19 protein-coding genes and 1 pseudogene are annotated in these 25941 nt (G+C 65.2%); 8 read left to right on the forward strand and 12 right to left on the reverse strand.

Annotation, left to right across the window (positions count from 1 at the left end; all coding sequences use genetic code 11):
* The first annotated feature begins 1 nt into the window (after position 1).
* From IFU00_22400 to IFU00_22420, 5 genes are read left to right on the forward strand one after another with little or no spacing between them, the layout of a single operon-like run.
* Positions 2-1312: an ABC transporter permease gene (locus IFU00_22400; GenBank protein ID MBD8545034.1), complete on the forward strand. Its 1311-nt coding sequence runs from the start codon at positions 2-4 to the stop codon at positions 1310-1312.
* 15 nt (positions 1313-1327) lie between these two features.
* Complete coding sequence (locus IFU00_22405; protein ID MBD8545035.1) at positions 1328-2557, forward strand: FtsX-like permease family protein; 1230 nt, start codon at positions 1328-1330, stop codon at positions 2555-2557.
* 29 nt (positions 2558-2586) lie between these two features.
* Positions 2587-3930 carry a sigma-54-dependent Fis family transcriptional regulator gene (locus IFU00_22410; GenBank protein MBD8545036.1) on the forward strand — a complete coding sequence of 448 codons (1344 nt, stop codon included), beginning with the start codon at positions 2587-2589 and terminating at the stop codon, positions 3928-3930.
* On the forward strand, positions 3927-5276 hold the full coding sequence (locus tag IFU00_22415) for an ATP-binding protein (GenBank protein MBD8545037.1): 1350 nt from the start codon (positions 3927-3929) through the stop codon (positions 5274-5276). The genes IFU00_22410 and IFU00_22415 overlap by 4 nt, the downstream gene beginning before the upstream one ends.
* A 55-nt stretch (positions 5277-5331) precedes the next feature.
* Positions 5332-6114 carry a spermidine synthase gene (locus tag IFU00_22420; GenBank protein MBD8545038.1) on the forward strand — a complete coding sequence of 261 codons (783 nt, stop codon included), beginning with the start codon at positions 5332-5334 and terminating at the stop codon, positions 6112-6114.
* A gap of 43 nt (positions 6115-6157) precedes the next feature.
* Here IFU00_22420 and IFU00_22425 read toward each other — a convergent pair.
* Positions 6158-6583: pseudogene (locus IFU00_22425) on the reverse strand (hypothetical protein).
* Between the two features lies 1 nt (position 6584).
* The gene (locus IFU00_22430) at positions 6585-6782 is read right to left on the reverse strand and encodes a hypothetical protein (protein MBD8545039.1); all 198 of its coding nucleotides are present in this window, start codon (positions 6780-6782) and stop codon (positions 6585-6587) included.
* Between the two features lie 418 nt (positions 6783-7200).
* Here IFU00_22430 and IFU00_22435 point away from each other — a divergent pair, with 418 nt between their 5' ends.
* On the forward strand, positions 7201-9624 hold the full coding sequence (locus IFU00_22435; GenBank protein ID MBD8545040.1) for a TonB-dependent receptor: 2424 nt from the start codon (positions 7201-7203) through the stop codon (positions 9622-9624).
* 265 nt (positions 9625-9889) lie between these two features.
* Here IFU00_22435 and IFU00_22440 read toward each other — a convergent pair whose 3' ends face one another.
* The 10 genes from IFU00_22440 to IFU00_22485 form a co-directional block, all read right to left on the reverse strand.
* Positions 9890-11425 carry a hypothetical protein gene (locus IFU00_22440; GenBank protein MBD8545041.1) on the reverse strand — a complete coding sequence of 512 codons (1536 nt, stop codon included), beginning with the start codon at positions 11423-11425 and terminating at the stop codon, positions 9890-9892.
* Positions 11422-13509 carry a hypothetical protein gene (locus tag IFU00_22445; GenBank protein ID MBD8545042.1) on the reverse strand — a complete coding sequence of 696 codons (2088 nt, stop codon included), beginning with the start codon at positions 13507-13509 and terminating at the stop codon, positions 11422-11424. The genes IFU00_22440 and IFU00_22445 overlap by 4 nt, the downstream gene beginning before the upstream one ends.
* Complete coding sequence (locus tag IFU00_22450) at positions 13493-14476, reverse strand: BatA domain-containing protein (GenBank protein MBD8545043.1); 984 nt, start codon at positions 14474-14476, stop codon at positions 13493-13495. The genes IFU00_22445 and IFU00_22450 overlap by 17 nt, the downstream gene beginning before the upstream one ends.
* A gap of 6 nt (positions 14477-14482) precedes the next feature.
* Positions 14483-15367, reverse strand: a complete 885-nt coding sequence (locus tag IFU00_22455; GenBank protein ID MBD8545044.1) for a DUF58 domain-containing protein — start codon at positions 15365-15367, stop codon at positions 14483-14485.
* 14 nt (positions 15368-15381) lie between these two features.
* Positions 15382-16386 (reverse strand): MoxR family ATPase, encoded by a 1005-nt coding sequence (locus IFU00_22460; GenBank protein ID MBD8545045.1) that lies wholly within the window; start codon positions 16384-16386, stop codon positions 15382-15384.
* A 3-nt stretch (positions 16387-16389) separates the two neighbouring features.
* The gene (locus IFU00_22465) at positions 16390-17013 is read right to left on the reverse strand and encodes a DUF4159 domain-containing protein (GenBank protein ID MBD8545046.1); all 624 of its coding nucleotides are present in this window, start codon (positions 17011-17013) and stop codon (positions 16390-16392) included.
* 15 nt (positions 17014-17028) lie between these two features.
* A complete protein-coding gene (locus tag IFU00_22470; GenBank protein ID MBD8545047.1) occupies positions 17029-18366 on the reverse strand; it encodes a TldD/PmbA family protein in 1338 nt (445 codons plus the stop codon).
* A gap of 10 nt (positions 18367-18376) precedes the next feature.
* Positions 18377-20014, reverse strand: coding sequence for a TldD/PmbA family protein (locus IFU00_22475; GenBank protein MBD8545048.1), 1638 nt, complete (start codon positions 20012-20014; stop codon positions 18377-18379).
* Positions 20015-20084: 70 nt separating this feature from the next.
* Complete coding sequence (locus IFU00_22480; protein MBD8545049.1) at positions 20085-21419, reverse strand: TldD/PmbA family protein; 1335 nt, start codon at positions 21417-21419, stop codon at positions 20085-20087.
* 12 nt (positions 21420-21431) lie between these two features.
* Positions 21432-23066 (reverse strand): TldD/PmbA family protein, encoded by a 1635-nt coding sequence (locus IFU00_22485; GenBank protein MBD8545050.1) that lies wholly within the window; start codon positions 23064-23066, stop codon positions 21432-21434.
* 351 nt (positions 23067-23417) lie between these two features.
* Between IFU00_22485 and IFU00_22490 the strand changes: the two genes are divergently transcribed.
* Both IFU00_22490 and IFU00_22495 read left to right on the forward strand, forming a co-directional pair.
* On the forward strand, positions 23418-24203 hold the full coding sequence (locus IFU00_22490; GenBank protein ID MBD8545051.1) for a class I SAM-dependent methyltransferase: 786 nt from the start codon (positions 23418-23420) through the stop codon (positions 24201-24203).
* 107 nt (positions 24204-24310) lie between these two features.
* Positions 24311-25891 (forward strand): trypsin-like peptidase domain-containing protein, encoded by a 1581-nt coding sequence (locus IFU00_22495; GenBank protein MBD8545052.1) that lies wholly within the window; start codon positions 24311-24313, stop codon positions 25889-25891.
* Positions 25892-25941 lie beyond the last annotated feature (50 nt).

Here is a 25941-nt window from a genome sequence, read left to right on the forward strand (position 1 = left end):
GATGTTCGGCTATTACCTGATGCTTGGCGTGCGCAGCCTGCGCCGCAATCCTTATCTGACCGCGCTGATGGTCCTGACGCTGGCGATTGGCGTGGCGGCCAGCGTGTCCACGCTGACCATCCTGCACGTGATGTCGGGCGATCCGATTCCATCCAAGAGCGAGCGCCTGTTCGTGCCGCAATTCGACAATGGCCAGCTTGAAGGCTACGTCCCGGGAGCCGATCCGGACGACATGCAGATGAGCTATCCGGATGCCGCCAATCTGCTGCGTAGCGGCCAGGGCGAGCGTCGCACTGCGATGTACAACATCCAGCTGCCGGTCGAACCGACACGCAAGGATCTCCCTGCTTTCAATGCGACCGGACTGGCGGCCACACGCGATCTCTTCGCGATGTTCGACGTGCCTTTCCGGTACGGACAGGCCTGGAGCGAAGCGGACGATGCACGCGGCGCGGACGTCGTCGTGCTGAGCCAGGCCATGGCAGAGAAGCTGTTTGGCCAAACCAATCCGGTCGGCCAGCGCCTGGTGCTGACAGGGCATCAATACACCGTGGTGGGGGTCATCGGCCCGTGGGCGCCATTGCCCCGCTATTACAAGCTGATCGGCGCAAGTCGCTTCGGCCAGGGCGAGGATTTCCTGATCCCGTTCGCCAGCGCCATCGGCCACGAAGTACCGCATGCAGGCAGCATGAGTTGCAGCGGCAAGCGCGATAGCGGCTATGCTGCCCTTCTTGCGTCCGAGTGCACCTGGATCCAGTTCTGGTTCGAGACCCGGTCGCAGGCCGAGCGCACCGACCTGCAGGCGTTCATCGATAGCTACGCCAGCGAACAACGCAAGCTGGGTCGCCTGAAGCGGGCCGCGCCGAACATGCTGTACGACGTGATGGCGTGGATGGACAAGCTCAAGGTCGTGGCCAACGACAGCAAGCTGTCGGCGTGGCTGGCATTCGGGTTCCTGGCCCTGTGCCTGGTCAACACGATCGGCCTGCTGCTGGCCAAGTTCTCGGTGCGCGCGAGCGAAGTCGGCATCCGCCGCGCGCTGGGCGCGTCGCGCGGCGACATCTTCCGGCAATTCATGATTGAAACGGGCGTGATCGGACTGGCCGGCGGTGTACTTGGCCTGATCCTGGCGTTCTGCGCGCTGGCGCTGATCGGCATGCAGAGCAAGGGCATGGCGAACATCGCGCACATGGATTGGAAGATGCTGATCGTGACCTTCGTGATCTCGATCGCCTCCGCACTGCTTGCCGGCTTCCTGCCGACCTGGCGCGCCTGCCAGGTCGCGCCTGCCATCCAGCTCAAATCACAGTAAACCCGGGAGAACTGCATGGAAATCCGTCCTATCCTGTCGGCCCTGTTGCGCAACAAGACCGGCCCCGTGCTGGTTGCGCTGCAGGTCGCGCTCAGCCTTGCCCTCCTGGCCAACGCGCTGCACATCGTCAGCGAACGACGGGCGGTCGCTGCCCGTCCGTCGGGCCTGCTCGACGAGGCTGCCACCTTCTACTTCGAGGCGCACAACCTGGACAACGACACACCGGAGCAGATGCTGGCAACCATCAAACGCCAGAGCGAACTGCTGCGCGCGGTGCCCGGCGTGGCGTCGGTGGCGTACGTGTCGCAGATGCCGATGTCCAACAAAGGCAGCACCAGCAGTTTTTCGGTCGACCGCAATCCGCAGGGCCAGAACACATCGCTGGGCATGTATGTATCGGGCGACTCACTGGTAAAGACCTTGGGCCTGCAAGTGGTTGCGGGGCGTGACTTCCTCCCTGGCGAACTGGTTGACATCAATGAGCAGGCGTTGCGTATCCCGCCCGACACCATGATCATTACCAGGGCGGTGGCCGACAAATTGTGGCCGGGCACGTCCGCAGTTGGCAAGATGCTGTATTTCGGTAGCGGCGAAGTGCCGGGCGCCCGCATCGTGGGGGTCGTCGAGCGCCTGCAAACGGCGCATGCCCAGGTCGGCGACCTCGGAGAATACGCGATGATCATGCCGGCCCGCCTGTATGGCGGGGAGAGCGCGCTGTACGCGGTACGCGCCGAACCAGGCCAGCGCGACCGCGTGATGAAAGAGGCAGAACAGGCGCTGCGCGCGGCGTCTAGCCGCCCGATGATCCTGAACGCGAGAACGGTCGAGGAAGACCGCAAGAACCGCTACCGCGCCGACCTTGCACTGTCGTGGATGCTGGTGACGGTCAGCGTGCTGCTGCTCCTGGTGACCTGCAGCGGCATTGTCGGCATGGCCAGTCTATGGGTGACCCAACGCCGCAAGCAGATCGGCGTGCGGCGCGCGCTTGGTGCGCGCAAGATCGACATCCTGCGCTACTTCATCGTCGAGAACGTGATGATCACGAGCGCCGGCGTGGCGGGCGGCGTGCTGCTGGGCGTTGGTCTGAACCAGCTTTTGGTGACGAAGCTCGAGATGGCGCGCCTGCCGGTGGCCTACCTGATCGGCGGCGCGCTGATGTTCTGGGTGATCGGCATCCTGGCGGCGTATGGCCCGGCCTGGCGCGCGGCCAGCACCTCGCCGGCGCTGGCCACCCGCAGCCTGTGAGCATGCGCGCGGATGCTATGCTGGCGGCCATGCCCACAGTTCTCATCATTGACGACAATGCCGCCGTCGCCATGGCGCTCGACGTGCTGTTTTCGCTGCACGACATCGCCACGCTGCGCGCGCTCTCGCCCGCAGAAGGCCTGGATGTGCTGGCGCGCGAACCAATCGACCTGGTGATCCAGGACATGAACTTCACGGCCGACACCACGTCGGGCGAAGAAGGCGTGGCGCTGTTTCGCGCGATCCGCGCGCGCCATCCCGACCTGCCGGTGATCCTGCTGACCGCCTGGACGCACCTGGACGCGGCGGTCGACCTGGTCAAGGCCGGCGCCGCCGACTACCTGCCCAAGCCGTGGAACGACGAGCGCCTGCTGGCCAGCGTCAGCAACCTGATCGAACTGGGGCAAGCCAACCGCGCGCTGGGCAGCCGGCTGCAGCACGAACGCAAGGCGCGGCTGGCGCTCGAGCAGAACTTCGACCTGCGCGGCCTGGTCTGGCAAGACCCGGCCACCGAACGCGTGTTGCACCTGGCTTGCCAGGTCGCGCGCGCCGACGTGCCGGTGCTGATTACCGGCCCGAATGGCGCCGGCAAGGAGCGCATCGCCGACATCATCAAGGCCAACTCGCAGGTGGCCGAGGGTCCGTTCGTGGTGCTCAATTGTGGCGCCCTGCCGTCCGAACTGATCGAAGCCGAATTGTTCGGCGCCGACGCCGGCGCCTACACGGGCGCGTCGAAAGCGCGCGAAGGCAAGTTCGAAGCGGCCGACGGCGGCACGCTGTTCCTCGACGAAATCGGCAACCTGCCGCTGGCCGGCCAGATGAAACTGCTGCGGGTGCTGGAAACGGGCCGCTTCGAGCGTCTTGGCTCCAATCGCGAGCGCCAGGTGCGCGTGCGCGTGATCAGCGCCACCAACGCCGACCTGGGCGCGATGATCCGCGCCGGCACCTTTCGCGAAGACCTGTTCTACCGTCTCAACGTGATCGAGCTGCGCCTGCCGCCACTGGGCGCGCGCCCCGGCGACATCCTCCCGCTGGCGCGTTCGTTCCTGGCCGCCGGCAAGGCGCTGCACCCGGCCAGCGAAGCGGCGCTGATGGCCTATCCGTGGCCCGGCAATGTGCGCGAACTGAAAAACGTGATGGCGCGCGCCAGCCTGCTGTCGCATGGCGATACCGTCATGGTGGCTGACCTGGGACTGCCGGCAGCGAGCACGCCGGCATCGGTATCAGGCCAGGAAGCGGAGCCGGACCGCGCCGCGCTGGTGGCGGCCCTGGCGCGTGCCGGCGGCGTGGTGGCGCAGGCGGCGGCCGATCTTGGCCTGTCGCGCCAGGCGCTGTACCGCCGCATGGAGCGGCTAGGCATCGCGCGGCCATGACCGACAGCGCGCGCCAGCCCAGGTTTTCACTGGTCACGCGGCTGTCGGCGCTGGTGGGCACGCTGCTCACACTGGCGGTGCTTGCCGCACTGCTGCTGGATCACCTGCTGCCCGCCCGGCCGCTGCTGGTGCTGGCCATCTGCCTGCTTGGGCTGGTGCCGCTGGCCGTCATCACGCTGCGCGCACAGCTGCAGCCGGTGCTGTCGCTGTTCCGGGCGCTGGAAGGCACGGTCGACAATTATCGCGACGGCGACTTTTCGTGCAGCCTGCACTGGCCGCACAACGATGAACTGCGTGACCTGATCGCGGCCCACAACAACCTGGGCAACGTGCTGCGCGAGCAGCGCCTGGGGCTGGCGCAGCGCGAACTGCTGCTCGACTCGATGGTGCAGAACACACCGGTGGCGATGCTGCTGGTGGCCGATTCGACGACGCCCGGCGGCGCCATCGTGTTCGCCAACATCGCCGCGCGCCAGTTGCTGGCGCAGGGGCGCAAGCTCGAAGGCCACAGCCTGCGGGCGGTGCTCGATGATGCTTCGGCCGCTTTGCGCGACGCGCTGGCGCGCGGTGGCGACGGCCTGTTTACCGCTGGCGAAGGCGAGGCCGAAGAGGTCTATCACCTGGCGCGCAGCACCTTCACGCTCAATGGCCGGCGCCACGAGCTGCTGCTGCTGCGCCACCTGACGGTCGAACTGCGGCGCCAGGAAGTCCAGACCTGGAAAAAAGTCATCCGCGTGATCAGCCACGAATTGAACAACTCGCTGGCGCCACTGGCGTCGCTCGCGCACTCCGGGGCCGAGCTGATACGGCGCGGCCAGCTCGAACGCCTGCCGCAGATCCTGGAAACGATCGGCGAACGCACGCGCCACCTGGAGAGCTTCATTTCGGGTTACGCACGCTTTGCCAAGCTGCCGACGCCGCGCCTGGAAGCCTGCAGCTGGCCAGCCCTGGTCACGCGTCTGGCTGGCCAGGTACCGTTCGCCGTCGCGGGCAAGCTGCCGCAGGATGCGGCCTGGATCGACGCCGCGCAGCTCGAACAGGCGCTGCTCAATCTCCTGAAGAACGCGCACGAATCTGGTTCCCGGCCAGAGGCCGTGCAGTTGCAGATACGGCGCGTGCAGGACCAGGTGCGCATCGATGTGACGGACCGCGGCAGCGGCATGAGCGAAGCGGTGCTCACGCACGCGCTGGTGCCGTTCTATTCGACCAAGCGCGCCGGCACCGGCCTGGGGCTGGCGCTCGCGCGCGAGATCGCCGAGGCGCACGGCGGGCGCATCCTGCTGGCCAACCGCGACGGCGGCGGCCTGGCCGTGACGCTGTTCCTGCCGGCGCTGGCGGCGACCTGAGAGCCTGCAGCGGCGGCTCTGGTAACATCGGCTTTGCCCTCCACCGCTTCGTGCCATGTCTGCCAAGTCACCCACCGTCATCGATCCGCGCTTCGCCCAGCCCGGCCATCCCCCCGCCACCATCGACGAATTCGAGGGCGTGCGCTTCCTGCACCTTGGCACCTCGTGGGTACAGGGCGCGATGCGGCTGGCCAAGCCGGACACGATCGAGCTCGAATACGTGCAGATGATGATGATGTGGACGTTGTTCCAGAGCGCGCCGCGCCACATCGTGCAGCTTGGCCTGGGCAGCGCCGCGCTGACCAAGTTCACGTATGCCCGCTTTCCCGATGCGCGCGTGACGGCCGTCGAACTGAACCCCAACGTGATCGCGATCTGCCGCGCCCTGTTCGGCCTGCCGGAAAACGATGCGCGCCTGGACGTACGCGAGCAGGACGCGATGGACTTCGTGCTCGATCCGGCCAACCATGGCAAGGCCGACGTGCTGCAGGTGGACTTGTACGACCAGGACGCGCGCGGCCCGGTGCTCGATTCGGAAGCGTTCTACCAGGGCTGCCTGGATTGCCTGGCGCCGGGCGGCGTCATGACCGCCAACGTGTTCGGCGACTTCAGCAACTACGACAAGAATTTCCTGAACATGGAGCAGGTCTTCGACGCCGTCGTCTGGCTGCCCGAGGTGCACGATGCCAATGTGGTGGTGGTGGCGTTCAGGGACGCGCCGCAGCTGGACTTTTCAGTGCTCTACGAGCGCGCCGGCGAGATCAAGCGGCGCCTGAATCTGCCGGCCAAGAACTGGGTGAACGGCCTCAAGGAATGGATGCGCGACCATCAAGGCTGACATGGCGCGCCGTGCCCGCCCGATGCCCCGGCTCGGGCGACGCCACGCCCAGTTCGGACGCCGGCACCGGTGCGCCCAGCACCGCAAAAACGGTGCCGCATGACTCGCGCTCGAGCGCCAGCACGGGGAACACGCGTTCCAGGTTGGCGTACTTGGCCCAGGCCCCGGCGCCGCGCGACTGCGTGGGCGGAATCGACATCGCGGCATAGCCACGCGCGCCTCCCTCCACTGCTTCGATGCTGCGCCCACGCGCTGCCCGCGCGTCGTCCAGCGGCATCGGGATATCCGACGCGTCGAGACAGCGCACGCGCAACTGCGCACCCGGGAGTGGGTGGTCGCTGATCTTCTGATTGGGCGCGTGCCACAGCTGCATCAGCACGATGCCGGTTGCGCTGTGAGCGTCCCAGGCGCTTTCGAGACTGCCGTAATGCTCGAGGCCATAGCGTTTGCAAAGCTGGGTGATATTCATGCTAATCGTTCCGTTGCCGTTGGCGCCGTTCCCGGACACGCCGGGCGGCGGGATCCTGCATGGCGCGCAGCAGGATCTCTCGTGAGACGTTGCAGCTTTCGAGGTACACCAGCCCTGCGTTGACGCCGCGCGTCTCGGCCAGGAATAACGCATATTCGGTGGCAAGCGCGGTTCGCTCGTCGGTTCGTCGCTGGATCATGGTGTGCTGCCTGAGGTGGTCGGCGGATTTCGCCCGCGCGGCGCACGGGCATGATGAAATCCAGTCGGCGGAATGAACCGCCTGCCGCCGTGCCTGTTTGGCATGGTTAATGGCTATCGTAGCTTGTCGCGAGCCGCGCACATTTGAAAAACTTGTTAAATAACGTAACAATAAAACAATACTTTTCGAACATTATTTCTTTTGGAAAAGTGCTTAATACTCAAAGCATTACTCGCTACTCATGAAAGTATTGTTTAACGAGCAAACCTGTCTCTTTTGTACGACGTATTTGCTCCCGAGACACGATCGTACTTACTTATTTCACATGCTCGTTCGTCGGCACCCCCACCCCGTTGCTAAGATTAAATAATGCTCTGATAACAGGGCGACATAAAAATCGATGAAAAGGGGACAGAGGATGATGAAGCAAACACTGCCACGCCGCGCTCTGCTGGCGTCAGCCCTGTTGGCGGCGCTCGCACCAGCCAGCGCACAGGAAGCCGACAGCAATATGTCGCAAGTCGTGGTGCTTGGCTCGCGCACCCAGGCCAAGACGGCGCTCGATACCGCCGTGCCCGTGGGCCTGATCAGCACGAAAGACATCCAGTCAGCCGGTACGCTCGAACTGGGCAAGGTGCTGCAAGACCTCGACCCGTCGTTCAACTTCACGTCGACGTTTGTCAGCGACGGCACCGACATCATCCGCCCTGCCACGCTGCGCGGCCTCGGCCCCGACCAGCTGCTCGTGCTGATCAACGGCAAACGCCGCCACCAGCAGGCGCTGGTCAATGTGCAGCAGACGATCGGTCGCGGCTCGGCCGGCACCGACATCAACGCGATCCCGCTGTCGGCGATCCAGTCGATCGAAGTGCTGCGCGACGGCGCCGCCGCCCAGTACGGGTCGGACGCCATCGCGGGCGTCATCAACATCATCCTCAAGAAGGGTGTCGGTAACGGCATCGTCAGCGCCAGCGCCGGCACCACCGACGAAGGCGATGGCGACACCTACTCGGCCAGCGCCAGCCGCGGCTTCGCGCTGGGCAGCGATGGCGGCTACCTGAACCTGTCGGTCGAAGCGCGCAAGCGCGACGAAACCAACCGCGCCGGCCTGGACACCGCGCGCGTGAATCCGCCGCGCGTCACGCAGCGCCTGGGCGACAGCAACGCCAAGGATTACTACCTGTGGATGAATTCGGCCCTGCCGATGGGCGGCGGCGAGCTGTATGCGTTCGGCGGCGCCTCGAAACGCAAGGGCGATTCGGGCGGCTTTTTCCGCCCGAAAGAAGATGGGCGCAACGTCCCGGCGGTGTACCCGGAAGGCTTCCTGCCGAACATCGTCACCACTGTGCAGGATGCGTCGCTTGCCGTCGGCTATCGCCACGACCTGGGCAAGGACTGGTCGATGGACGCGAGCGTGAACCATGGCCGCAGCCAGCTTCAGTTCCATGAACGGAACTCGATCAACGTCAGCTACTGGTACGAGAACGGCGAATCGCCGCGCGAAGCCGATACCGGCACGCTCAAGTTCGAGCAGACCACATTCAACCTCGACTTCAAGGGTCCGGTGAATCTGATGGGCGGCGAGCTGTTCGTCGCTGCCGGCGTCGAGTGGCGCCGCGATAACTACGAGATCGAGGCGGGCGACCCGGTCTCGTACCAGTACGGCCGCACCAACAACCCCGCCATCATCATCCGCGACCAGAACGGCGGCATCGCGGCCTCGGGCATCCAGGGCTTCCCGGGCTATACGCCATCGACGGCGGTCGACCAGGGCCGCCACAACACGTCCTTCTACGTCGACCTGGAGCGCAAGTTCGGCCCGGATGTCTCGGTCGGCGCGGCAGTGCGCCACGAGCGCTATTCGGACTTCGGCAACACGACGATCGGCAAGCTCAATGCGCGCTGGGACCCGAGCCGCTCGTTGGGCGTGCGCGGCAGCGTGTCGACGGGCTTCCGGGCCCCAGGCGTGCAGCAGAAGTTCTACAGCTCGGTCTCGACCAACCTGAATTCGGCCGGCGTGCTGACCGAAACGCTGACGGCGCGCGAAGACAGCGCCGTCACGCGCGCCTTCGGCATCGCACCGCTGAAGGAAGAAACGTCGAAGAGCGCCAGCATCGGCGTGATTCTGCGGCCGACCACCACGTTCTCGCTGACCGCCGACGTGTACCGCACCAAGATCGACGACCGCATCGTGTTCTCGAGCACGATCTCGCCAGAGTCGGGCGCATGCGCGACACCGGCCGCATGCCCGATCCGCGCGATCCTCGACCCGCTGCGCGTGGGCCAGGCGCAGTTCTTCACCAATGCGATCGATACGTCGACCACGGGCCTGGACCTGGTGGCGCAGCAGACCATCCGCGGCCAGGGCTCGACCCTGGTGCTGTCCGGCCAGCTGGGCTTCAACAAGACCGAGGTCAAGGCGCGCAATTCGCAATCGCCCGTGCTGACCGGCGCGCAGCTGTTCGACGATGCGCAGGTGACGCTGATCGAACGCGGCCAGCCGCGCAAGCACCACGTCGTGTCAGCCGACTACACGGCCGGCGCCTGGAACGTGACGGGCCGCGCGAACTATTTCGGCGAAGTACAGGGCCAGGGCTTTACGGCGCCATTCGTGCAGACGTGGGAAGCCAAATGGATCGTCGACCTGACGGGCCGCTACACGTTCAACAAGAGCCTGAGCCTGTCGGCGGGGATCAACAACCTGTTCGACACCTACCCGACCAAATGGGACCCGGTCCGCGCAGCCCCCTTCCCGCAACTGGGCTTCACCTACTGCTGGGAAACCTGCCCATTCGGGATGAACGGCCGCACGGCATACGTCAAGGCTGACTACACCTTCTAATGAAAACAGCGGGGGTCAGGTCTGACATTCTGAAAACAGCGGGGGTCAGGTCTGACATTCGGACACGACCTCTGCAGGAACAGCCGGGGTCAGGTCTGACATTCGGACACGACCTCTTCATTAGTAGCTCGATCCGAGTTCAGAAGAGTAAGGAAAGTGCGTCTTTGCGATCAATTTCGGCACGGTTGTTGCATAGCCGTTCTGAAGACGCATTGCTACAGCTGGGGCCGTGTCCGAATGTCAGACCTGACCCCGGCTTTTTTTTTCAGCGCCGCTCGCGCCACCATAGCAGCAGCATGGCCGCTGCGAAAGCGAGTGCGAATGGCCAGGATGGTGCGGGTCGTGTTGGTCCGTTCATCGTCTGGAGCTGCGAACGGGCGGCGTAGTGCGCCGTTGCATCGCGCCGTTCGGCTGCCTGCCATTCGGGCCAGTCGTTCGTTGCGTACACGTAGAGCGCATGCGGGCCGGCGTTCTGGTCCTGCAGTTGTAACCACCCCGCCTTTTGCGGCCACAGCGCTGCGCATGATGCGTCGGCGCGGTCTGCGCGCCGTTGCCAGTTGAGCGACTGCTTCAGATCGGGAAGCGTCAGCTGGCCACTGACGCCGCGCGCGCAGAGTTCCAGGCGCTGGCCTGCCAGTGGCATGTCGCCTGGTGCCAGCCATTCAGTCTTGTGCCGTTCTTCGACACCCACGCGGTCCAGCACGCCCTGCCACCACAGTGCCAGTGCGCGTGGCTCGGAGATCGCGTGGCGGTGCCATTCGGTCACGCCCAGCCAGGCGATGCGGCCCTGTTGCCAGTCGCGGGTCCAGACCATATCGTCAATGCCGCGCCATGGACCGGCGTCACGCGATGCGGGCAGCAGCGAGGCCACTGGCATTTCTAACGGCGCGTCGATCTTGGCGCCCAGCGGCTGCGCGCGTAGCGGCAGTTGCAGCGTGCGTGACCAGACGCCGGGATCGTTCGCGTTGCCGCCCAGGACCAGCAGCGGCATGCCCTTGGCCACGCGGTCCAGCAGCGCGCTGCGTTCGCCGGTCGCCATCCGCTCGAAGCGTGCAGCATCGATTACCATCAGGTTGGGCGAAGCCATCTCGGTGCGCGGCGCTTCGGTGCGCGTGATTGCGCGGCCCAGCGTGACTTGCCAGTCGAGCAGCGCGCCGCTAGCGGTCAGCAGGTCGTTCAGCACGCGAAGGTCGAACGATGGCGCGCCGAAGCGGCCGACGACCTGCAGCGGCACTGGCGCATGCACGATGAACGGGACCGGTCCCTCGGCAATCACCTTGTCTTTGGCGTCAAGCAGCCGCGCCTTGAGCACAACGCGCTCGGCCACCGGCGGCATCCAGTCGACGCGCAGGTCGCCGGTGCCCCGCGCTTCTGCAAGCGGCTGGCCATTCTCGGCCAGCAGCTGCAGCCGCGCGTCGGTCTTGTCTTCGCGCTCCATCGTCAGCGTGAACTGGCGACCCAGCGCTACCTGGCTTGGAAACGCAAGCCGCAGCGTGCCGCCGCGTGGCGCTTCCCAAGCCAACGGCCGTGCCGGCAAATCATTCCATTCGGCGGTGCGCAGGCCATCGCCCTTCAGCGTCAGGCTGTTCACACCTTCGAGTGATGACGGTGGCGCGGCCGGATCGATGGCCAGCGTGCGGCCGCCCTCGCCCGGCATGCGCAAGTCCAGCGCGAACAGGCCCAGGCTCGCGGCGGCGACGATGACCAGCAGCGCATCGAGCCACTGGCGGCGGCGCAGATACAGGCCGGCGCTGACGATGCATGCGACTACGATGCCGGCGATCAGCCACTGCTGGTTCATGGCTTGGCCGCTCCATCAGCCGACTCGCGCCAGCGGCGCGCGAACGCGGTGTCGACGCTGGTCTTCGCCTGCAACAGCACCTGCCCCTGCCCTGCGCCGGAACGCAACCAGGCGCGCAGCACCGGGCGGCAGGCGATGCAGCCGTCGGCCACGTCCTGGATCGCGCGCTGCGCTGCCAGGCGCTGCTCGTCCTCGACCAGGCGCGTGCGCACCCAGTCGTTCGCGGTGCGCATCCACAGCGCCGGCAGCGCAGCCTCTCCCGACAACGCCTGCACCAGCGTGCGCAGTTCTTCCGGCAGCGCCGCCGCCTGCTCCCCCTGCGTGCGACGGTAGCTCGCAGCGCCGTCCATCTCGCCGGTCATGCGCTTTTCTTCCTTGATCGGTGGCGGCGTGAAGGCGGTCTTGTGCAGGTAGATGCGCTCGGCCTGCTGCAATTCCTTGATCGCTTCCAGGGCCTTGTGCTCTGGGGCCAGGGCGCTTTTCGGCGTGATCGCACGCAGCGATTTTTCGGCGTCCCACATCGCGACCAGCGCGCGCCGCAGCACCTTCTTGGTGCCTTCGTCGTACATCGTCGCGTTCTCGGCTTCGTCGTGCGCGTGGCCGTAGGTTGCCAGGATCTGCTGCGTCTCGTTGACGATGCCGCCCTTGCGCTGATTCGGTTCGCCGTGATCGTGGTCATGGCCACCGGGTGCATGGTCATGGCCCTCGTGGCCTTCTTCTTCGGCAGGCTTCTCGGCGGCGCGTGGCGCCTTGGCCGCTTCCTCGCCGAACAGCGTCGACTCTTCGCCCAGGAACTGGCCATAGCGGCGGCGCAACTGCGCCTGATCGTCGCCGATCCGCTCGCTGCGATCACGCATGTCGGCGGCCGCGAGCTTTGTGTTGCGCATGTCGGCGATCAGCTGTTCGGTGTCGATGATGATCTGGCGCTGGCTGCGCAGCGATGCCGGCTTCACCAGCGACGGCATCGCTGCACTTTCTTCTTCGGCTTCCTGCTCCGGCGCCGGGCGCCGCACCGTGTACGTCGGTGACTGCACGGTCTGCGCACGGCCCGCGTTGTCGGTCGCGCGGACGAAAAAATACAGCTCGTCGCCCGGCTCCATCGCCAGCTCGCTCAGGGCCCATGTCCTGGACCAGTTGCGCAACTTCGGATTGCTCGACGCCGGCAGCGGCATCTCGCGGTCCGTAAAGCGCACGTTCTCGCCGCTGCCCTGCGCAAGCGTCATGTGCAGTGTCGCACGGGTGATCCGGTAGTCGTCCTTGACCTGGACCGTCATCGTGGTGCCGGTCGCGTTGTCGCGCAGGTCCTGGATCATCTGCGCCGGGGCGCTGATCGTGATCTCGGGCGGCGCATCGGGAATCACGCGCAGCGTGTGGCGCGCGCCGCGCCAGCGCCAGACCACCGATTCGGTCGCCGTCCAGCGCGCGCACTGTTCACCGGGTTCGAGTGTTTCACCGTTACCCAGCTCGATTTTATTGTTGCCGCCCGTGCCACCGGTCAGGCACCACGTCACGACCGTCTGCTCAGGCACCTGCAGGTCGCGCGGCGCCGATTCAGATGCCGCCACGCCCGTATAGGCGGGTGGGGCAAGCTTGATGTTCAGGCCAGCCAGCGTGGCGGCCGTTGCACTGCTGACGGGACTGGGCGGCGTGACCGCACCCTGCTCCGACGGCCGCGTGGTCGCGTACCACACCATCCCCGCAAGCACCGCGCTGACCAGCAGGATCGGCAGACCGCTCGATACATGCTGGCGCGCGATCTGGCGCAGTTGCTGGCGCGAGACGGCCGCATCGAGCCGTGCGAACAGGCGCTGCTGCTGCAGGCGCGCGATCGGTGTGTCGGCCGCGTTGAGCAGGGCCGCGCTATCTTCCATCTCGGGCACCGCACCATCGAGCCACGCCGGCCATTCATACGCCACGCGGCGGCGCAGCTTGACCCAGTCCAGCGCGCACCAGCCGGCCCAGGCCAGCAAGCCCGGGCCCGACGGAATGACCAGCCAGGGCAAGGCCCCGCCGATCCAGAGCGGCATGCGGCGCAGCTGGGCTGCGCGCCATACGCGTTTGGTGATCTCAACGCCTCCGTGCATGCGCGAGACTCCTTTCAAGGACGAACAAGCCAACCAGGATGGCCAGCAGGATGTCGCGCAGTGCGCCGCTTGGCGCCGGTGCGTTGGCGCCTTTCGAGGCGGCGAACGTTTGCGACGGCAAGGTGTAGGGACGGGGCCCGATGTGCAGCCGCTGCCAGGTGTCGAGCAGCGCACGTGCGGCGTCGACATCCTGCGGCGGCCATGCCGGATGGTGCCACAGGCGGCCGCGCGCACTGTCGGCGTACTGCAAACCGTTCAGCGTGCGCGCCTTGGCCAGCTCGGGGAACGCCGCCGGGTTGGTCACCCACCACAGCGATGCACGCAGCGCCGCAGGCGGCGCCTCGGTACGGTCCCAGATGATCAGGTCCGTCCTGGCGCCCGGTGCATCATCCACGACGATCTTCTCGACGCCATCCTGCGCCGCAAACAGGCGGCGCCAGGCTTGCGGGCGCTCGCTGGCAATGACCACATGCCGCTCGACGTTGGCTGGCACGGTCGGCTGCGTGCGCACCGTGATGTCACGGCCAAACACCGGCTTCGTGGCCGGCATCGGCACGTCGCCCAGCACCAGCAGGCGCGCGTCGCCAGTCCATTCGCGTTCATGCGTGTGCAACCAGGGCAATGCCTGCGCCGCCGGCAGCGTCACGCGCTCGGCCCCAGCCAAGCCGGCTTGCCCCACTTCGCGCTCGACCCAGACCTTATCAGCGCCCGCAGTCACGACCACCGTGTCGCCGCGCCACGGGTAGACCGGGTCAGCCAGCCAAGCGATGAGCACCGCGAGTAACAAGCAGCGCACCAACAGCAGCAGCGGATCGCTCCAGCGCCACACGCGCGTCTGTTTCGGCTCGGTGCGCGGCAAGAAACGCGCAGTGGCCATCAGTGCGGCCTGGTTCTGCACGCGCTTGCGCCGGTGCCACCAGACCGGCAGCAGCAACACGGGAAGCGCAAACCACCAGAGTGCATTCATGGGCGATTACCTCGATGGCCGGCGCAGCCAGCGCCGCAGCACGTCGCCCGGCGCCTGCTCGATGGCGGCCAGCGTCAACGGCATGTCATTCCTGCGGCACTGGGCCATCACCCGATCGAAGTGTTCCATGCGGTTGCGGCGGTAGCCTTCTTTCAGGTCGGCGCCGATGCGGAACACCCCTTCGTCATGCTCGGGGTCGCGGTACGCCTGCGTGTCAGGGAAGCTGGCATCAATTTCGGCCTGCGTCTGCAGGCACAGCACGCGTACGTCGTGGCGCATCTGGCGCAGCCGGGTCAATGCCAGCGACAGCGGCGACGGCCAGTCGAGCAAGTCGCTCGCTGCGTAGATGGCGCTGGGCGAGAGGGCAAAGTGCAGGCTGGCCTTGAGCGTTTCGGCGTCCGGCAACTGGCCGGCGGGTGTGGCGCGCTGCAGTTGCGCCAGCACGCGCTGCAGATGGCGCGGGCCGCGATTGGCGGGCGTGAACGTCACCTTGCCGTCGCTCAGGATCACCAGCCCGAACGCATCGCCCTGGCGCTGCGCGATGGCGGCCACACAGGCCAGCAGCGTGCGCGCGCAGGTCAGTTTGTCGATGCCCTCAATGCTGCGGCTTGGTTCGGCCATCGATGCGCTGGCGTCGAGGATCAGCCAGACGGCCACGTGGCTATCGCGCTCCGCCTCGCGCACGAAATAACGGTCGGCGCGCGCGGCCAGCTTCCAGTCGACGCGGCGCCACTCGTCACCCGGCACGTACGAGCGGTACTCGGAAAACTCGACGCCGGCACCGCGCTCGCGGCCCGCGTGGATGCCGTGCCCGAGCCCGGCCAGCACGTGACGGATCACGAGATCGAGCCGGGTCGTATGCGCGATCAGCGCCGAATTCACGGACGACATTCTGCGATCGCCAATTACGCTACCTTGATCTCGCGCTGCAGCGACTGCAACACATCGGCGATGGCGATGCCGTCGGCTTCGGCCTCGAAGTTGCGCAGCACGCGGTGCGCCAGCACCGGCAGCAGCATCGCGCCGATGTCGTCGCGGGTCACGGCCAGCCGGCCCTGCATCAGCGCGCGCGCTTTCGACGCCAGCACCAGTGCCTGGCCGGCGCGCGGCCCGGCGCCCCAGCCGATGTGCTTTTTCACCGCATCGACCGTGGTCTCGCTCGGGCGCGTGGCGCGCACCAGGCGCGTGGCGTAGCGCACCAGATGGTCACCAATCTCGATGTCGCGCACCAGCTGCTGCAGGCGCAGCAGCGTGGCGACATCCATTACCGGCTCGGCATCCTGCAAGCCCGCGTGCGTCGTGCGCGAGACCATCAGCACTTCTTCATCCTCGGTCGGGTACACGACATCGATGCGCAACAGGAAGCGGTCCAGCTGCGCTTCCGGCAGCGGGTACGTCCCGGCCTGCTCGATCGGGTTCTGCGTGGCCAGAACAAAGAAGGGCCGTGGCAGTTTGTGGGTCTGGCCGGCGAAGGTGACCGAGCGTTCCTGCATCGCCTCGAGCAGCGCCGACTGCGTTTTTGGTGGCGCGCGGTTGATCTCGTCGGCCAGCAGCACTTGCGTAAACACCGGGCCAGGCTGGAAGCGGAACGCGCGCTGGCGCGTGGCCTGGTCTTCTTCGAGGATCTCGGTGCCGACGATATCCGACGGCATCAGGTCGGGCGTGAACTGCACGCGCCTGAACTGCATGTCGGTCGCCTGCGCCAGGGATTTCACGAGCAGCGTCTTGCCCAGCCCCGGCACGCCTTCGACCAGTGCGTGGCCGCCGGCCAGCAGGCACGTGACGAGCAGGTTGACGACGTCTTCCTGGCCAATGATCACGCGCGCCATGCTGGCTTTGAGCTCGCCCACTTTCGCCGTCAGTGCAGCGATTTCCTGTTCGTCCCACGCTATCGAATTACTCTCAGCCACTGGTCATGCTCCCAACGCATATTGAATGATGTTTACTGCAAAGCGGGTGTTGTCCACCGCCAGAAAACGCTTGTTGCGAAAGTCGTAATCCCACTCGCAGCCATAGTCCTTGTTCGAGTACAGCACGCGCACGCGCCCGCCAATCTCGATCGCCTTCAGATACTCGTGCACCAGGTCGTCGCCCCAGCCATTGAGCTCCATGCCGGTCGTGGGCGGACCATCCTCGAACTTGAAGAAGCACGAATACAGCGGGTGCTTGTTCGGGATTTTCTTCAGCGCGTTCAGCCCGAAGATCTTGGCCATCTCGGCCTCGAACGACTTGGCGAACAGGCCGTCGATGTCGTGGTTGCAGTCGTCGACAAAAACAAAGCCGCCGCCACGCACGTATTGTTCGAAGTTGCGCCGCTCCGCTGGCGTGAACTGCACCAGCTTGTGGCCGGCCAGGTAGCAGAACGGCGCCTGCAGCATCTTCGGGTCGGACAAGGCCACCATGCGTTCCGTCGTATCGACCCGCAACGTGGTGTACTCCACGAGGGAGTTCAGCACGTTGCTCGGCATGCGGACATCCACATCCCAGTTGCCCGATTCGTACATCAGGCGCGTGAAGTAGAAGTCAAAACTGGCCATGTCGATGCCCGACCGTCAGACCGCGTCCGACAGCGACGTGAAGTTGAAGTCACGCACCTTCATCGGCGGCAGCACCATCTGGAACGGCACCTCGTCGCCACCGATGATCTGGGGCTTGCCCAGTTCATCGATGTTATTCAGGATCGTGACCGGGCTCTCGTTGAAGCGGAAGTTCTTGAGCGGGTACTTGATCTTGCCGTTTTCGACGTAGAACGTGCCGTCGCGGGTCAGGCCCGTGAGCAGCAGCGACTGCGGATCGACCATGCGGATATACCAGGTGCGCGTGACGACGATGCCCTTCTTGGTGCCTTCGATCAGCTCTTCCAGCGACTTGGTACCACCCGCCATGATCATGTTGCCGTGTTCCGCGGTGGCGCGCTTGCCGGTCTTTTGCGCCCAGTAGCGCGAGTAGTCCAGCGAGGCGATGCGGCCATCCTTGATCAACTGGGTGCGCTCGCGCGGCAGCAGCGATTCGTTGTCCCATGGCGCAACCGGTACATCCTTGTCCCACGGATCGGCCCAGACATTGACCTGGCTGTCGAACAGCTTGTCGCCCAGGCGGTTGCCCCCGCCCTTCTTGGCCAGGAAGCTGCGGCCTTCGTCGGCCGAGCGGGCCGAGAACGCGCTGAACATATTGCCGAGGATTTCCGACGTCGCCGCCGGCTCCAGGATCACCGTGTAGCGGCCTGGTTCCAGCGCGCGGGCGTCGACCGAACGCAGCGCCTTTTCGATGGCGACCTCGGATGCTTCACGCGCATCGAAGCGCGCCGCATCGACGGCGGCGCGGGTGACCCAGCCCGAACCACGGCCGTCTTCGGTACGCGCGGTGAGGCTGAACGACAGGTCGGTGAAGTCCTGGTGGCCGAACACGCCGTTCGAATTGGCGATCGTCGAAAAGCGCGTGCTGTCGGTGAAGAAGCCCGCCGTGACGAGTTTCTTGGCACGTGCCATCTCGATGCTGGTGGCAGCAACCGACGCCCGGAAGTCCGGATCGATCGCTGCGGTGGCCGGCACGAAGGTGCTGGTAGCGCGGTAGGCCTGCTTGGAAATCGCCGGCATGAACTCCGGGTTTTCCGGCGACAGGCGCGCCAGTTCTTCGGCGCGGCGCACGGCCTTTTCCAGCGACTTGTCGTCGAATTCGTTGACGATCGCGGTGCCGCTGCGTTTGCCGAAGGCCACGCGTACGACGAGCTGCATGTCTTCGGTCAGGCCGGCGGTCGAGACGCTGTTGCGCGCGAAGCGCACGTTGCCCACACGGCTGCCTTCGATCGACACGGTGCACTCGTCGGCTTTCGACATGGCGAGCACGCGGTCGGTGATGCGTTTTGCTTGGTCCTGATTGAGCGCTTTCATCTTGGTTTCCTCAGCCGATCTTGCGTGCGGTGTTGATGACATTGATGCCGTTGAAGCGCGTGGTGCTCGACCCGTGCGACACGGCGCTCACCTGGCTTGGCTGGCCCTTGCCATCGAAGAAGGACCCGCCCATGCGCCAATCGCGCTCGTCGCAGATTGCGGTACAGGCATTCCAGAATTCCTGCGTGTTGGCCTGGTAGGCCACGTCTTCCAGCGGGTTCGTGATCTTGCCGTTCTTGATCTCGTAATACAGCGTGCCGCCAAACTGGAAGTTGTAGCGCTGCTGGTCGATCGAGTACGAACCGCGGCCCAGGATGTAGATGCCCTTCTTGACGTCGGCCACCATCTCATCCGGGGTGAGCCGGCTCTTGCCCGGCTCGAGCGACACGTTCGGCATGCGCTGGAATTGCACCGTGCTCCAGCTGTCGGCATACGAGCAGCCATGCGATTCCTTCTCGCCGATGATGTGGGCCTGGTCGCGCGTGGCCTGGTAATTCACCAGCACGCCGTTGCGGATGATGTCCCACTTCTTGGCCGCGACGCCTTCGTCGTCGAAGCCGATCAGACCCAGCGAGCCTGGCGTGGTGCGGTCCGCCACAAAATTGACGCGCTCCGCACCGTACTTGAATTTCTTGGTTTCCCACTTGTCGAGGCCCGCGAAGCTGGTGCCCGCGTAGTTGGCTTCGTAACCGAGCACGCGGTCCAGTTCCGTCGGGTGGCCGACGTTTTCGTGGATCGTCAGGAACAGGTGTTCGGGGCTGAGCACCAGGTCGTACTTGCCCGGTTCGACCGACTTGGCCGACAGCTTTTCGCGCGCCTGCTTGCCGGCCATGCGGGCGTCTTCGATGATGTCGTAGGCGTTCTTGTACAGGCTCGTGACGCCGCCGGCGGCGCGCACCTTGTTCTCGGGGCGCGCGTCGAAGTATTCATAACCCATCGACGCCGGGGCGCCCAGGCCACCGCGCGAGCGGAATTTGCCGCTCTTCTTGTCGACGGCGGTGGCATTGATCGGCGCCCACAGACGGTGGATGTCCTGGTCGATGTACGAGCCGTCGGTCGAGGCAAAATACTTTTGCTGGTTGATCTGGAAGAGCGACGCGGTCATGAAGTTCGCGCCCGCATCCAGGCCCGCCTTGTTCGCGGCGATCAGCATGTCGGCCTTTTCCTTGACCGGAATCGTGCGCCAGTCCTTCTTGAGCGGCGTGGCCCAAGCCACTTCGCCCACGCCCTTAACGGGCGCCAGGCGCACCGGCTCGGTCTGCAGCCTGGCGTTGGCCTTGGCAATCGCCACGGCCTGGCGTGCGGCACCGGCCACGCCGTCGGTCGTCATGTCGTTGGTCGAGGCGAAGCCATAGGCGCCGCCGGCGATCACGCGCACGCCGACGCCGCTCGATTCGGTGTTGTTGATGCTTTCGACGTTCAGGTCACGCGTGATGACGAACTGGTTCAGGTAGCGGCCAATGCGCACGTCGCAGTACGACGCCCCGGCTTGCGTCGCCGCGTTCATCGCGGTGTCGGCCAGGGCCTTCTTGGCGCTTGCCGCCATCGGGTTGAGCAGGTCTTCGGCCGCGATCGCGTTGCCGAACACCGGAATGAACAGCGCGCCAGCGGTGCCGGCGCCGATATGCAGGAATTGTCGACGTTCCATGTGTGTTATCCGTTTGCGGTTGCGCGTCATTCCCGCGCTGGCGGGAATGACGGTGTTGCAGCGATGGGGCTTAAACCGCGTCCGACAGCGACGTGAAGTTGAAGTCGCGGATCTTCATCGACGGGATCAGCATCGAGTAGCGTGCTTCATCGGCGCCGATGACCACCGGCTTGCCGATTTCCTCGATATTGTTCAGCATCGACACCGGGCTTTCGTTGAAACGGAAGTTCTTGATCGGGTGTTTGATCTTGCCGTTTTCAACGTAGAACGTGCCATCGCGCGTCAGGCCCGTGAGCAGCACCGATTGCGGATCGACCATGCGGATATACCAGGTGCGCGTGACCAGCACGCCCTTCTTGGTATTCGCGATCAGCTCCTCGGTGGTCTTGTTGGTGCCGGCCATGATGATGTTGCCGGCCGCGCCCACCGCGCGCTGGTTCTTCTGCTGCGCCCAGAAGCGCGAGTAGTCCAGTGCATTGATCTTGCCATCCTTGACCAGCTCCACGCGCTCGCGCGGCAGCATGTTGTCGTCCCACGGCAGCACCGCGACATCCTTGTCCCACGGGTCGGACCAGATATTGACCTGCTGGTCGAACAGCTTGTCGCCCAGGCGGTTCTTGCCGCCGGCTTTCGACAGGAAGCTGCGGCCTTCGTCGGCGCGGCGCGCATCGAAACCACCCAGCATGAAGCTGAGCAGATCGGACGTGGCGGCCGGTTCCATGATGACCGTGTAGCGGCCCGGCTCCAGTGCCTTGGCGTCGACCGAGCGCAGTGCTTTCTCGATCGCGATTTCGGCCGCTTCGCGCGGATCGAATTTGGCGACGTCGCGCGCCGAGCGCTTGACCCAGCCCGAACCGCGGCCGTCTTCGGTGCGCACGGTCAGCGTGAAGTCCAGCGACGTTGCCACCTGGTGGCCAAACAGCCCATTCGAGTTGGCGATGGTTTCAAAGCTGGTGCGGTCGGTGAAGAAGCCGGCCGACACCAGACCGCGCTTGCGGCAGCCTTCGATCGCATAAGCCGCAGCCTGCGCGCGGTACTCCGGATCGATGTCGGCGGTCTTCTGCACGAACGTGTCCGATGGCTTGTAGGCGGTCTTGGCGATGGCCGGAATGAATTCCGGATTGTCCGGCGCCAGGCGCGCCAGGTCCTCGGCGCGGCGCACCGCGCGCTCGATCGACTTGTCGTCGAATTCGTTGATGGTGGCCGTGCCCTGCTTTTTACCGAAGGCGACCTGCACCTGGATGCGGGTGTCGTCGGCCAGGCCGGCGGTCGAGACGGCGTTGCGCGCAAAGCGGATATTGCCGATGCGGTTGCCCTCGATGTTGACGATGCATTCATCGGCTTTGCTCAGCGACAGCACGCGGTCGGTGATGCGTTTGGTTTGTTCCTGGGTCAAGATACTCATGTGCGCCCCTGCTTAGCCGATCTTGCGAGCGGTGTTGATCACATTGATGCCGTTAAAGCGCGTGGTCGACGAACCATGCGAGACGATGCTGATCTGCGGCGGCTGTCCTTTGCCGTCGAAGAACGAACCGCCCATGCGCCAGTCGCGTTCATCGCAGATGGCGCTGCAGGCGCCCCAGAATTCCTGCGTGTTCGACTGGTACGCCACGTCTTCCAGCATCTGGCCGATCTTGCCGTCCTTGATTTCGTAGAACAGCTGGCCGCCAAACTGCGAGTTGTAGCGCTGCTGGTCGATCGAGAACGAGCCGTCGCCGACGATGTAGATGCCCTTCTTGATGCCCTTGACCATTTCGTCGGGCGTGAGCTTGGTCTTGCCCGGTGCGAGCGAGACGTTCGGCATGCGCTGGAACTGGACCGTGTTCCAGCCGTCCGCATACGAGCAGCCATGCGATTCTTTTTCGCCGATGATGTGGGCCTGGTCGCGCGTGGCCTGGAAGTTGACCAGGATGCCGTCCTTGATGATGTCCCAGCGCTTGGATTTCACGCCCTCGTCGTCGAAGCCGATGGCGCCCAGCGAGCCTGGCGTGGTCTTGTCGGCGAAGATGTTGACGATCGGCGAGCCATACTTGAAGGTCTTCGATTGCAGCTTCTCGAGCGTGGCAAAGCTGGTGCCGGCGTAGTTGGCTTCGAAGCCCAGCACGCGATCGAGCTCCGTCGGGTGGCCGACGTTCTCGTGGATGGTCAGCCACAGGTGTTCGGGCGCCAGCATCAGGTCGTACTTGCCCGGCTGGACCGACTTGGCGGTCAGCTTGCGCTTGGCGTCGCGGCCGGCGGCGCGGGCGTCTTCGATAATGTCATACGATTCGGTGTACAGCGTGGCGATGCCGCCGGCGGCCTTGATCTTGTGCTCGGGCCGCGCGTCGAAGTACTCGTACCCCTTGCCCACCGGGGAGCTGAGGCCGGCGCGCGAGCGGAACTTGCCGCTGGCCTTGTCGACGGCGGTGGCCGAGAACGGCGCCCACAGGCGATGCACGTCCTGGTCGATGTACGAGCCGTCGGTCGAGGCAAAATACTTTTGCTGGTTCACCTGGAACAGCATCGACTGCATGAAGTTCGCGCCGCCTTCCATGCCGGCCTTGTTCGCGGCGATCAGCATGTCGGTCTTCTCGGCGATCGGCACGGTGCGCCAGTCTTTCTTGATCGGGGTGCTCCATGACACGTCGCCCACGCCCTTGACTGGTGCGAGGCGCACCGGTTCGGTCTGCAGCTTGGCGTTTGCCTTGGCGATTGCCACGGCCTGGCGCGCCGCATTCGCGATGCCATCGGTCGACATGTCGGACGTCGCGGCAAAGCCGTAGGCGCCATTCACGATCACGCGCACCCCCACGCCGGCCGACTCGGTGTTGGCCACGTTTTCGACGTTCAGCTCGCGCGTGGTGATGAACTGGTTGAGGTAGCGACCGATGCGCACGTCGGCGTAGCTGGCGCCGGCCTTGGTGGCGGCGTTGAGCGCGACATCGGCCAGCGCCTTCTTGGCGGCCACTGGCATGCTGCTGGTGAGCTCTTCGGCAGCGATGGCGCGTCCGAAAGGCAGCAGCATCGAGGCGGCTGCCCCGCTGCTGAGATTAAGAAAGGTACGGCGTTCCATGAGATCTCCTGAATAACCTTCGTCCGGGCAGCGGTTCCGCGAACAGCTCGGGCCGCTCTTGTAATTACAGCTCTTATGCTTTGGTTTTATGACAGATGAAAACGTGACAAACCGCGCAACCTTAGCAGCAACTTAAGACTTTGAATAGGCAAATGTTGTGCCACCACAATGCACAAATTTGTACGTACCTTGCGCAGCTTCTTTTCTCCCTGCATCCCGTCAATACGGGCGCCAACGCCCGCCACACATGCATATGTGACGAATGCTTGACTGTGCGCCGTGCCTCCGGGATCATCAGCGCAGCGACGACGGCGCACCGCCCGTCGTCAACCATCATGGAGACCTCGCACGATGAAACGACTGATCCTGGCCGCAATGCTGGCAACCGGCATCGCCGGCGCCGCGCACGCGGACGACGCCCTGAAATCCGCCATCGCCGGCGAGCACCGCGCCGCCGCCAACAAGGCCCGCGATGCGTTCCGCCACCCTTACGAAACCCTGACCTTCTTCGGCATCAAGCCGACCATGACGGTCATCGAACTCTCGCCGGGCGGCGGCTGGTACACCGAGATCCTGGCGCCCTACCTGCGCGAGAACGGCAAGCTGATTGGCGCTGGCGGTTCGCCGGAATCCCGCGGCGGCAAGGCCTATCGCGACAAGCTCGCTGCCGACGCCAAGGTCTACGACAAGGTGATGCCGGTGGTGTTCGAACCGCCGACCCGCTTCGAGCTGGGTGCGCCGAACAGCGCCGACATGGTCGTCACCTTCCGTAACCTGCACAACTGGCTGGGCGCGGGCGACGAAGCCGTGGTCACCACGCTGAAAGAAGTCCACAAGGTCCTCAAGCCGAATGGCGTGCTGGGCGTGGTCGAACATCGCCTGCCGGTCAAGATGACGCAGGATGCGAAGGCATCGAGCGGCTACATGCACGAAGCATATGTGATCCGCATGGCCGACCTGGCCGGCTTCAAGCTGGCCGCCAAATCCGAAGTGAACGCCAATCCGAAGGACAAGGCGGATCATGAAAAAGGCGTGTGGACGCTGCCGCCGGTGCTGGCCAACAAGGACAAGGACCGCGAAAAGTACATGGCGATCGGCGAGAGCGATCGCATGACGCTCAAGTTCGTCAAGAAGTAAGCAACCTGCATGACGTGGGAAGGCCGAGGGTCTTCCCCGTATTTTCTTTTGCGGCGCACGTGTATATTCTTTCGGTTGATAGCCCTCCCGCGCAACCGAAGGAAACCATGAAGACTTTGCGATTCGCCGTTCTCGCGCTGGCCATCTCCGGCGCGCTCCATGCCCAGGAAACCACGCCGCCCGAGGCCCAGCCGGCCGCTGCCACCGCGGTTCCCACCCCCGCCGTACCAGCCGCATCGCGCACCACCACGCCCGCCCCCGCCCTGCCTGCCGTCGAAAACTCGGTCGTCAAGATTTTTGCCACCGTGCGCCGGCCCGACCCGTACAAGCCCTGGACCAAGTCGGCACCAGCGGCCATTACAGGCTCCGGCGTCATCATCGAGGGCAAGCGCATCCTGACCAACGCCCACGTGGTGGGTTACGCCAGCCAGGTCGAGGTGCAGGCCAGCCAGTCGGGCGAAAAGGTGTCGGCGAAGGTCATCGCGCTGGCACGCGGGCTCGATCTGGCGGTGCTGGAGCTCGATGATCCCAGCTTCTTCGACAAGCGCCCGCCGGTGCCACGCGCCGCCGTGCTGCCGGACGTGCGCCAGCAGGTGTTCGCCTACGGCTACCCGGTAGGCGGCAATTCGCTGTCGACCACCACCGGCATCATCTCGCGCGTGGAATTCGTCAACTACGGCGCCTTCAGCTCGGGCCTGCGCATCCAGATCGACGCACCGATCAACCCGGGCAACAGCGGCGGGCCGGTGATCGCCGGCGAGCGCATGATCGGCCTGGCATTCGCCAACGTGACCAATGCGCAGAGCATCGGCTACGTGATCCCGAACGAAGAAATCGAACTGTTCCTGCGAGACGTGGCCGACGGGGTCTACGACGGCAAGCCGCTGCTGCATGACAGCGTGCAGACGCTGGAAAGCCCGGCGCTGCGCCAGTACCTCAAGCTCGACAAGTCGGTCGAAGGCGCGGTGGTGCACCGGCCGTACCGTACCGACGCCGCCTGGCCGCTGAAGGAGTGGGACGTGATCACCCACATCGGCGAGCATGCGATCGACAACCAGGCGATGGTCAAGCTGGGCTCGAGCCTGCGCGTGCGCTTCCAGTACCGCATCCAGCAGGTGGCGAAGAACGGCAAGGTGCCGATGTCGATCATCCGCGGCGGCAAGCCAATGAAGGTCGAGGTGCCGGCCACCGGCGCGCGCCCGCTCCTGATACCGGACCTGGATGGCGGCTATCCGTCGTACTTCATCTATGGCCCGGTGGCGTTCTCGCGCGCCACCAGCGAATTCATGGCCTTTGTCAGCGGCAGCGCGCCGGGGATGAATGCGTATGCGTTCAACGCCAGTCCTCTTGTGACGCAACGCGGCGATTCACCGACACCCGAGCGCGAAGAACTGGTCGTGATCAGCGCGCCGTTCTTCCCGCACAAGCTGGTGAGCGGCTACAGCAACCGCTTCGGATCGGTCGTGGAATCGGTCAATGGCAAGCCGGTACGCAGCCTGGCGCATCTGGTGGCGCTGCTGCGCGACCTGAAGGACGAGCAGGTGGTGCTGAAGTTCGATCAGCGCTATGGCGAGACGATGATCCTGCCGCGCCAGGCGACGCTGGATGCGACCGAGGAAATCCTGTCGGACAACGGGGTGCGCTCGCAGGGCTCGGACGACATGATGAAGGTGTGGCAGAAGCGGTAACCCGCACTGCCGCCACCACGACGACGCCCGCACCTGCATGCGGGCGTCAT

The sequence above is a fragment of the Oxalobacteraceae sp. CFBP 8761 genome, assembly GCA_014841595.1.
Classification (GTDB): domain Bacteria; phylum Pseudomonadota; class Gammaproteobacteria; order Burkholderiales; family Burkholderiaceae_D; genus Telluria.

What these genes read in the sequence shown, in the direction of transcription:
- IFU00_22400 (MBD8545034.1), top strand. Translation starts at nt 2, where the DNA reads ATGTTCGGCTATTACCTGATGCTTGGCGTGCGCAGCCTGCGCCGCAAT.
- IFU00_22405 (MBD8545035.1), top strand. Translation starts at nt 1,328, where the DNA reads ATGGAAATCCGTCCTATCCTGTCGGCCCTGTTGCGCAACAAGACCGGC.
- IFU00_22410 (MBD8545036.1), top strand. Translation starts at nt 2,587, where the DNA reads ATGCCCACAGTTCTCATCATTGACGACAATGCCGCCGTCGCCATGGCG.
- IFU00_22415 (MBD8545037.1), top strand. Translation starts at nt 3,927, where the DNA reads ATGACCGACAGCGCGCGCCAGCCCAGGTTTTCACTGGTCACGCGGCTG.
- IFU00_22420 (MBD8545038.1), top strand. Translation starts at nt 5,332, where the DNA reads ATGTCTGCCAAGTCACCCACCGTCATCGATCCGCGCTTCGCCCAGCCC.
- IFU00_22430 (MBD8545039.1), bottom strand. Translation starts at nt 6,782, where the DNA reads ATGATCCAGCGACGAACCGACGAGCGAACCGCGCTTGCCACCGAATAT.
- IFU00_22435 (MBD8545040.1), top strand. Translation starts at nt 7,201, where the DNA reads ATGATGAAGCAAACACTGCCACGCCGCGCTCTGCTGGCGTCAGCCCTG.
- IFU00_22440 (MBD8545041.1), bottom strand. Translation starts at nt 11,425, where the DNA reads ATGAACCAGCAGTGGCTGATCGCCGGCATCGTAGTCGCATGCATCGTC.
- IFU00_22445 (MBD8545042.1), bottom strand. Translation starts at nt 13,509, where the DNA reads ATGCACGGAGGCGTTGAGATCACCAAACGCGTATGGCGCGCAGCCCAG.
- IFU00_22450 (MBD8545043.1), bottom strand. Translation starts at nt 14,476, where the DNA reads ATGAATGCACTCTGGTGGTTTGCGCTTCCCGTGTTGCTGCTGCCGGTC.
- IFU00_22455 (MBD8545044.1), bottom strand. Translation starts at nt 15,367, where the DNA reads ATGTCGTCCGTGAATTCGGCGCTGATCGCGCATACGACCCGGCTCGAT.
- IFU00_22465 (MBD8545046.1), bottom strand. Translation starts at nt 17,013, where the DNA reads ATGGCCAGTTTTGACTTCTACTTCACGCGCCTGATGTACGAATCGGGC.
- IFU00_22470 (MBD8545047.1), bottom strand. Translation starts at nt 18,366, where the DNA reads ATGAAAGCGCTCAATCAGGACCAAGCAAAACGCATCACCGACCGCGTG.
- IFU00_22475 (MBD8545048.1), bottom strand. Translation starts at nt 20,014, where the DNA reads ATGGAACGTCGACAATTCCTGCATATCGGCGCCGGCACCGCTGGCGCG.
- IFU00_22480 (MBD8545049.1), bottom strand. Translation starts at nt 21,419, where the DNA reads ATGAGTATCTTGACCCAGGAACAAACCAAACGCATCACCGACCGCGTG.
- IFU00_22485 (MBD8545050.1), bottom strand. Translation starts at nt 23,066, where the DNA reads ATGGAACGCCGTACCTTTCTTAATCTCAGCAGCGGGGCAGCCGCCTCG.
- IFU00_22490 (MBD8545051.1), top strand. Translation starts at nt 23,418, where the DNA reads ATGAAACGACTGATCCTGGCCGCAATGCTGGCAACCGGCATCGCCGGC.
- IFU00_22495 (MBD8545052.1), top strand. Translation starts at nt 24,311, where the DNA reads ATGAAGACTTTGCGATTCGCCGTTCTCGCGCTGGCCATCTCCGGCGCG.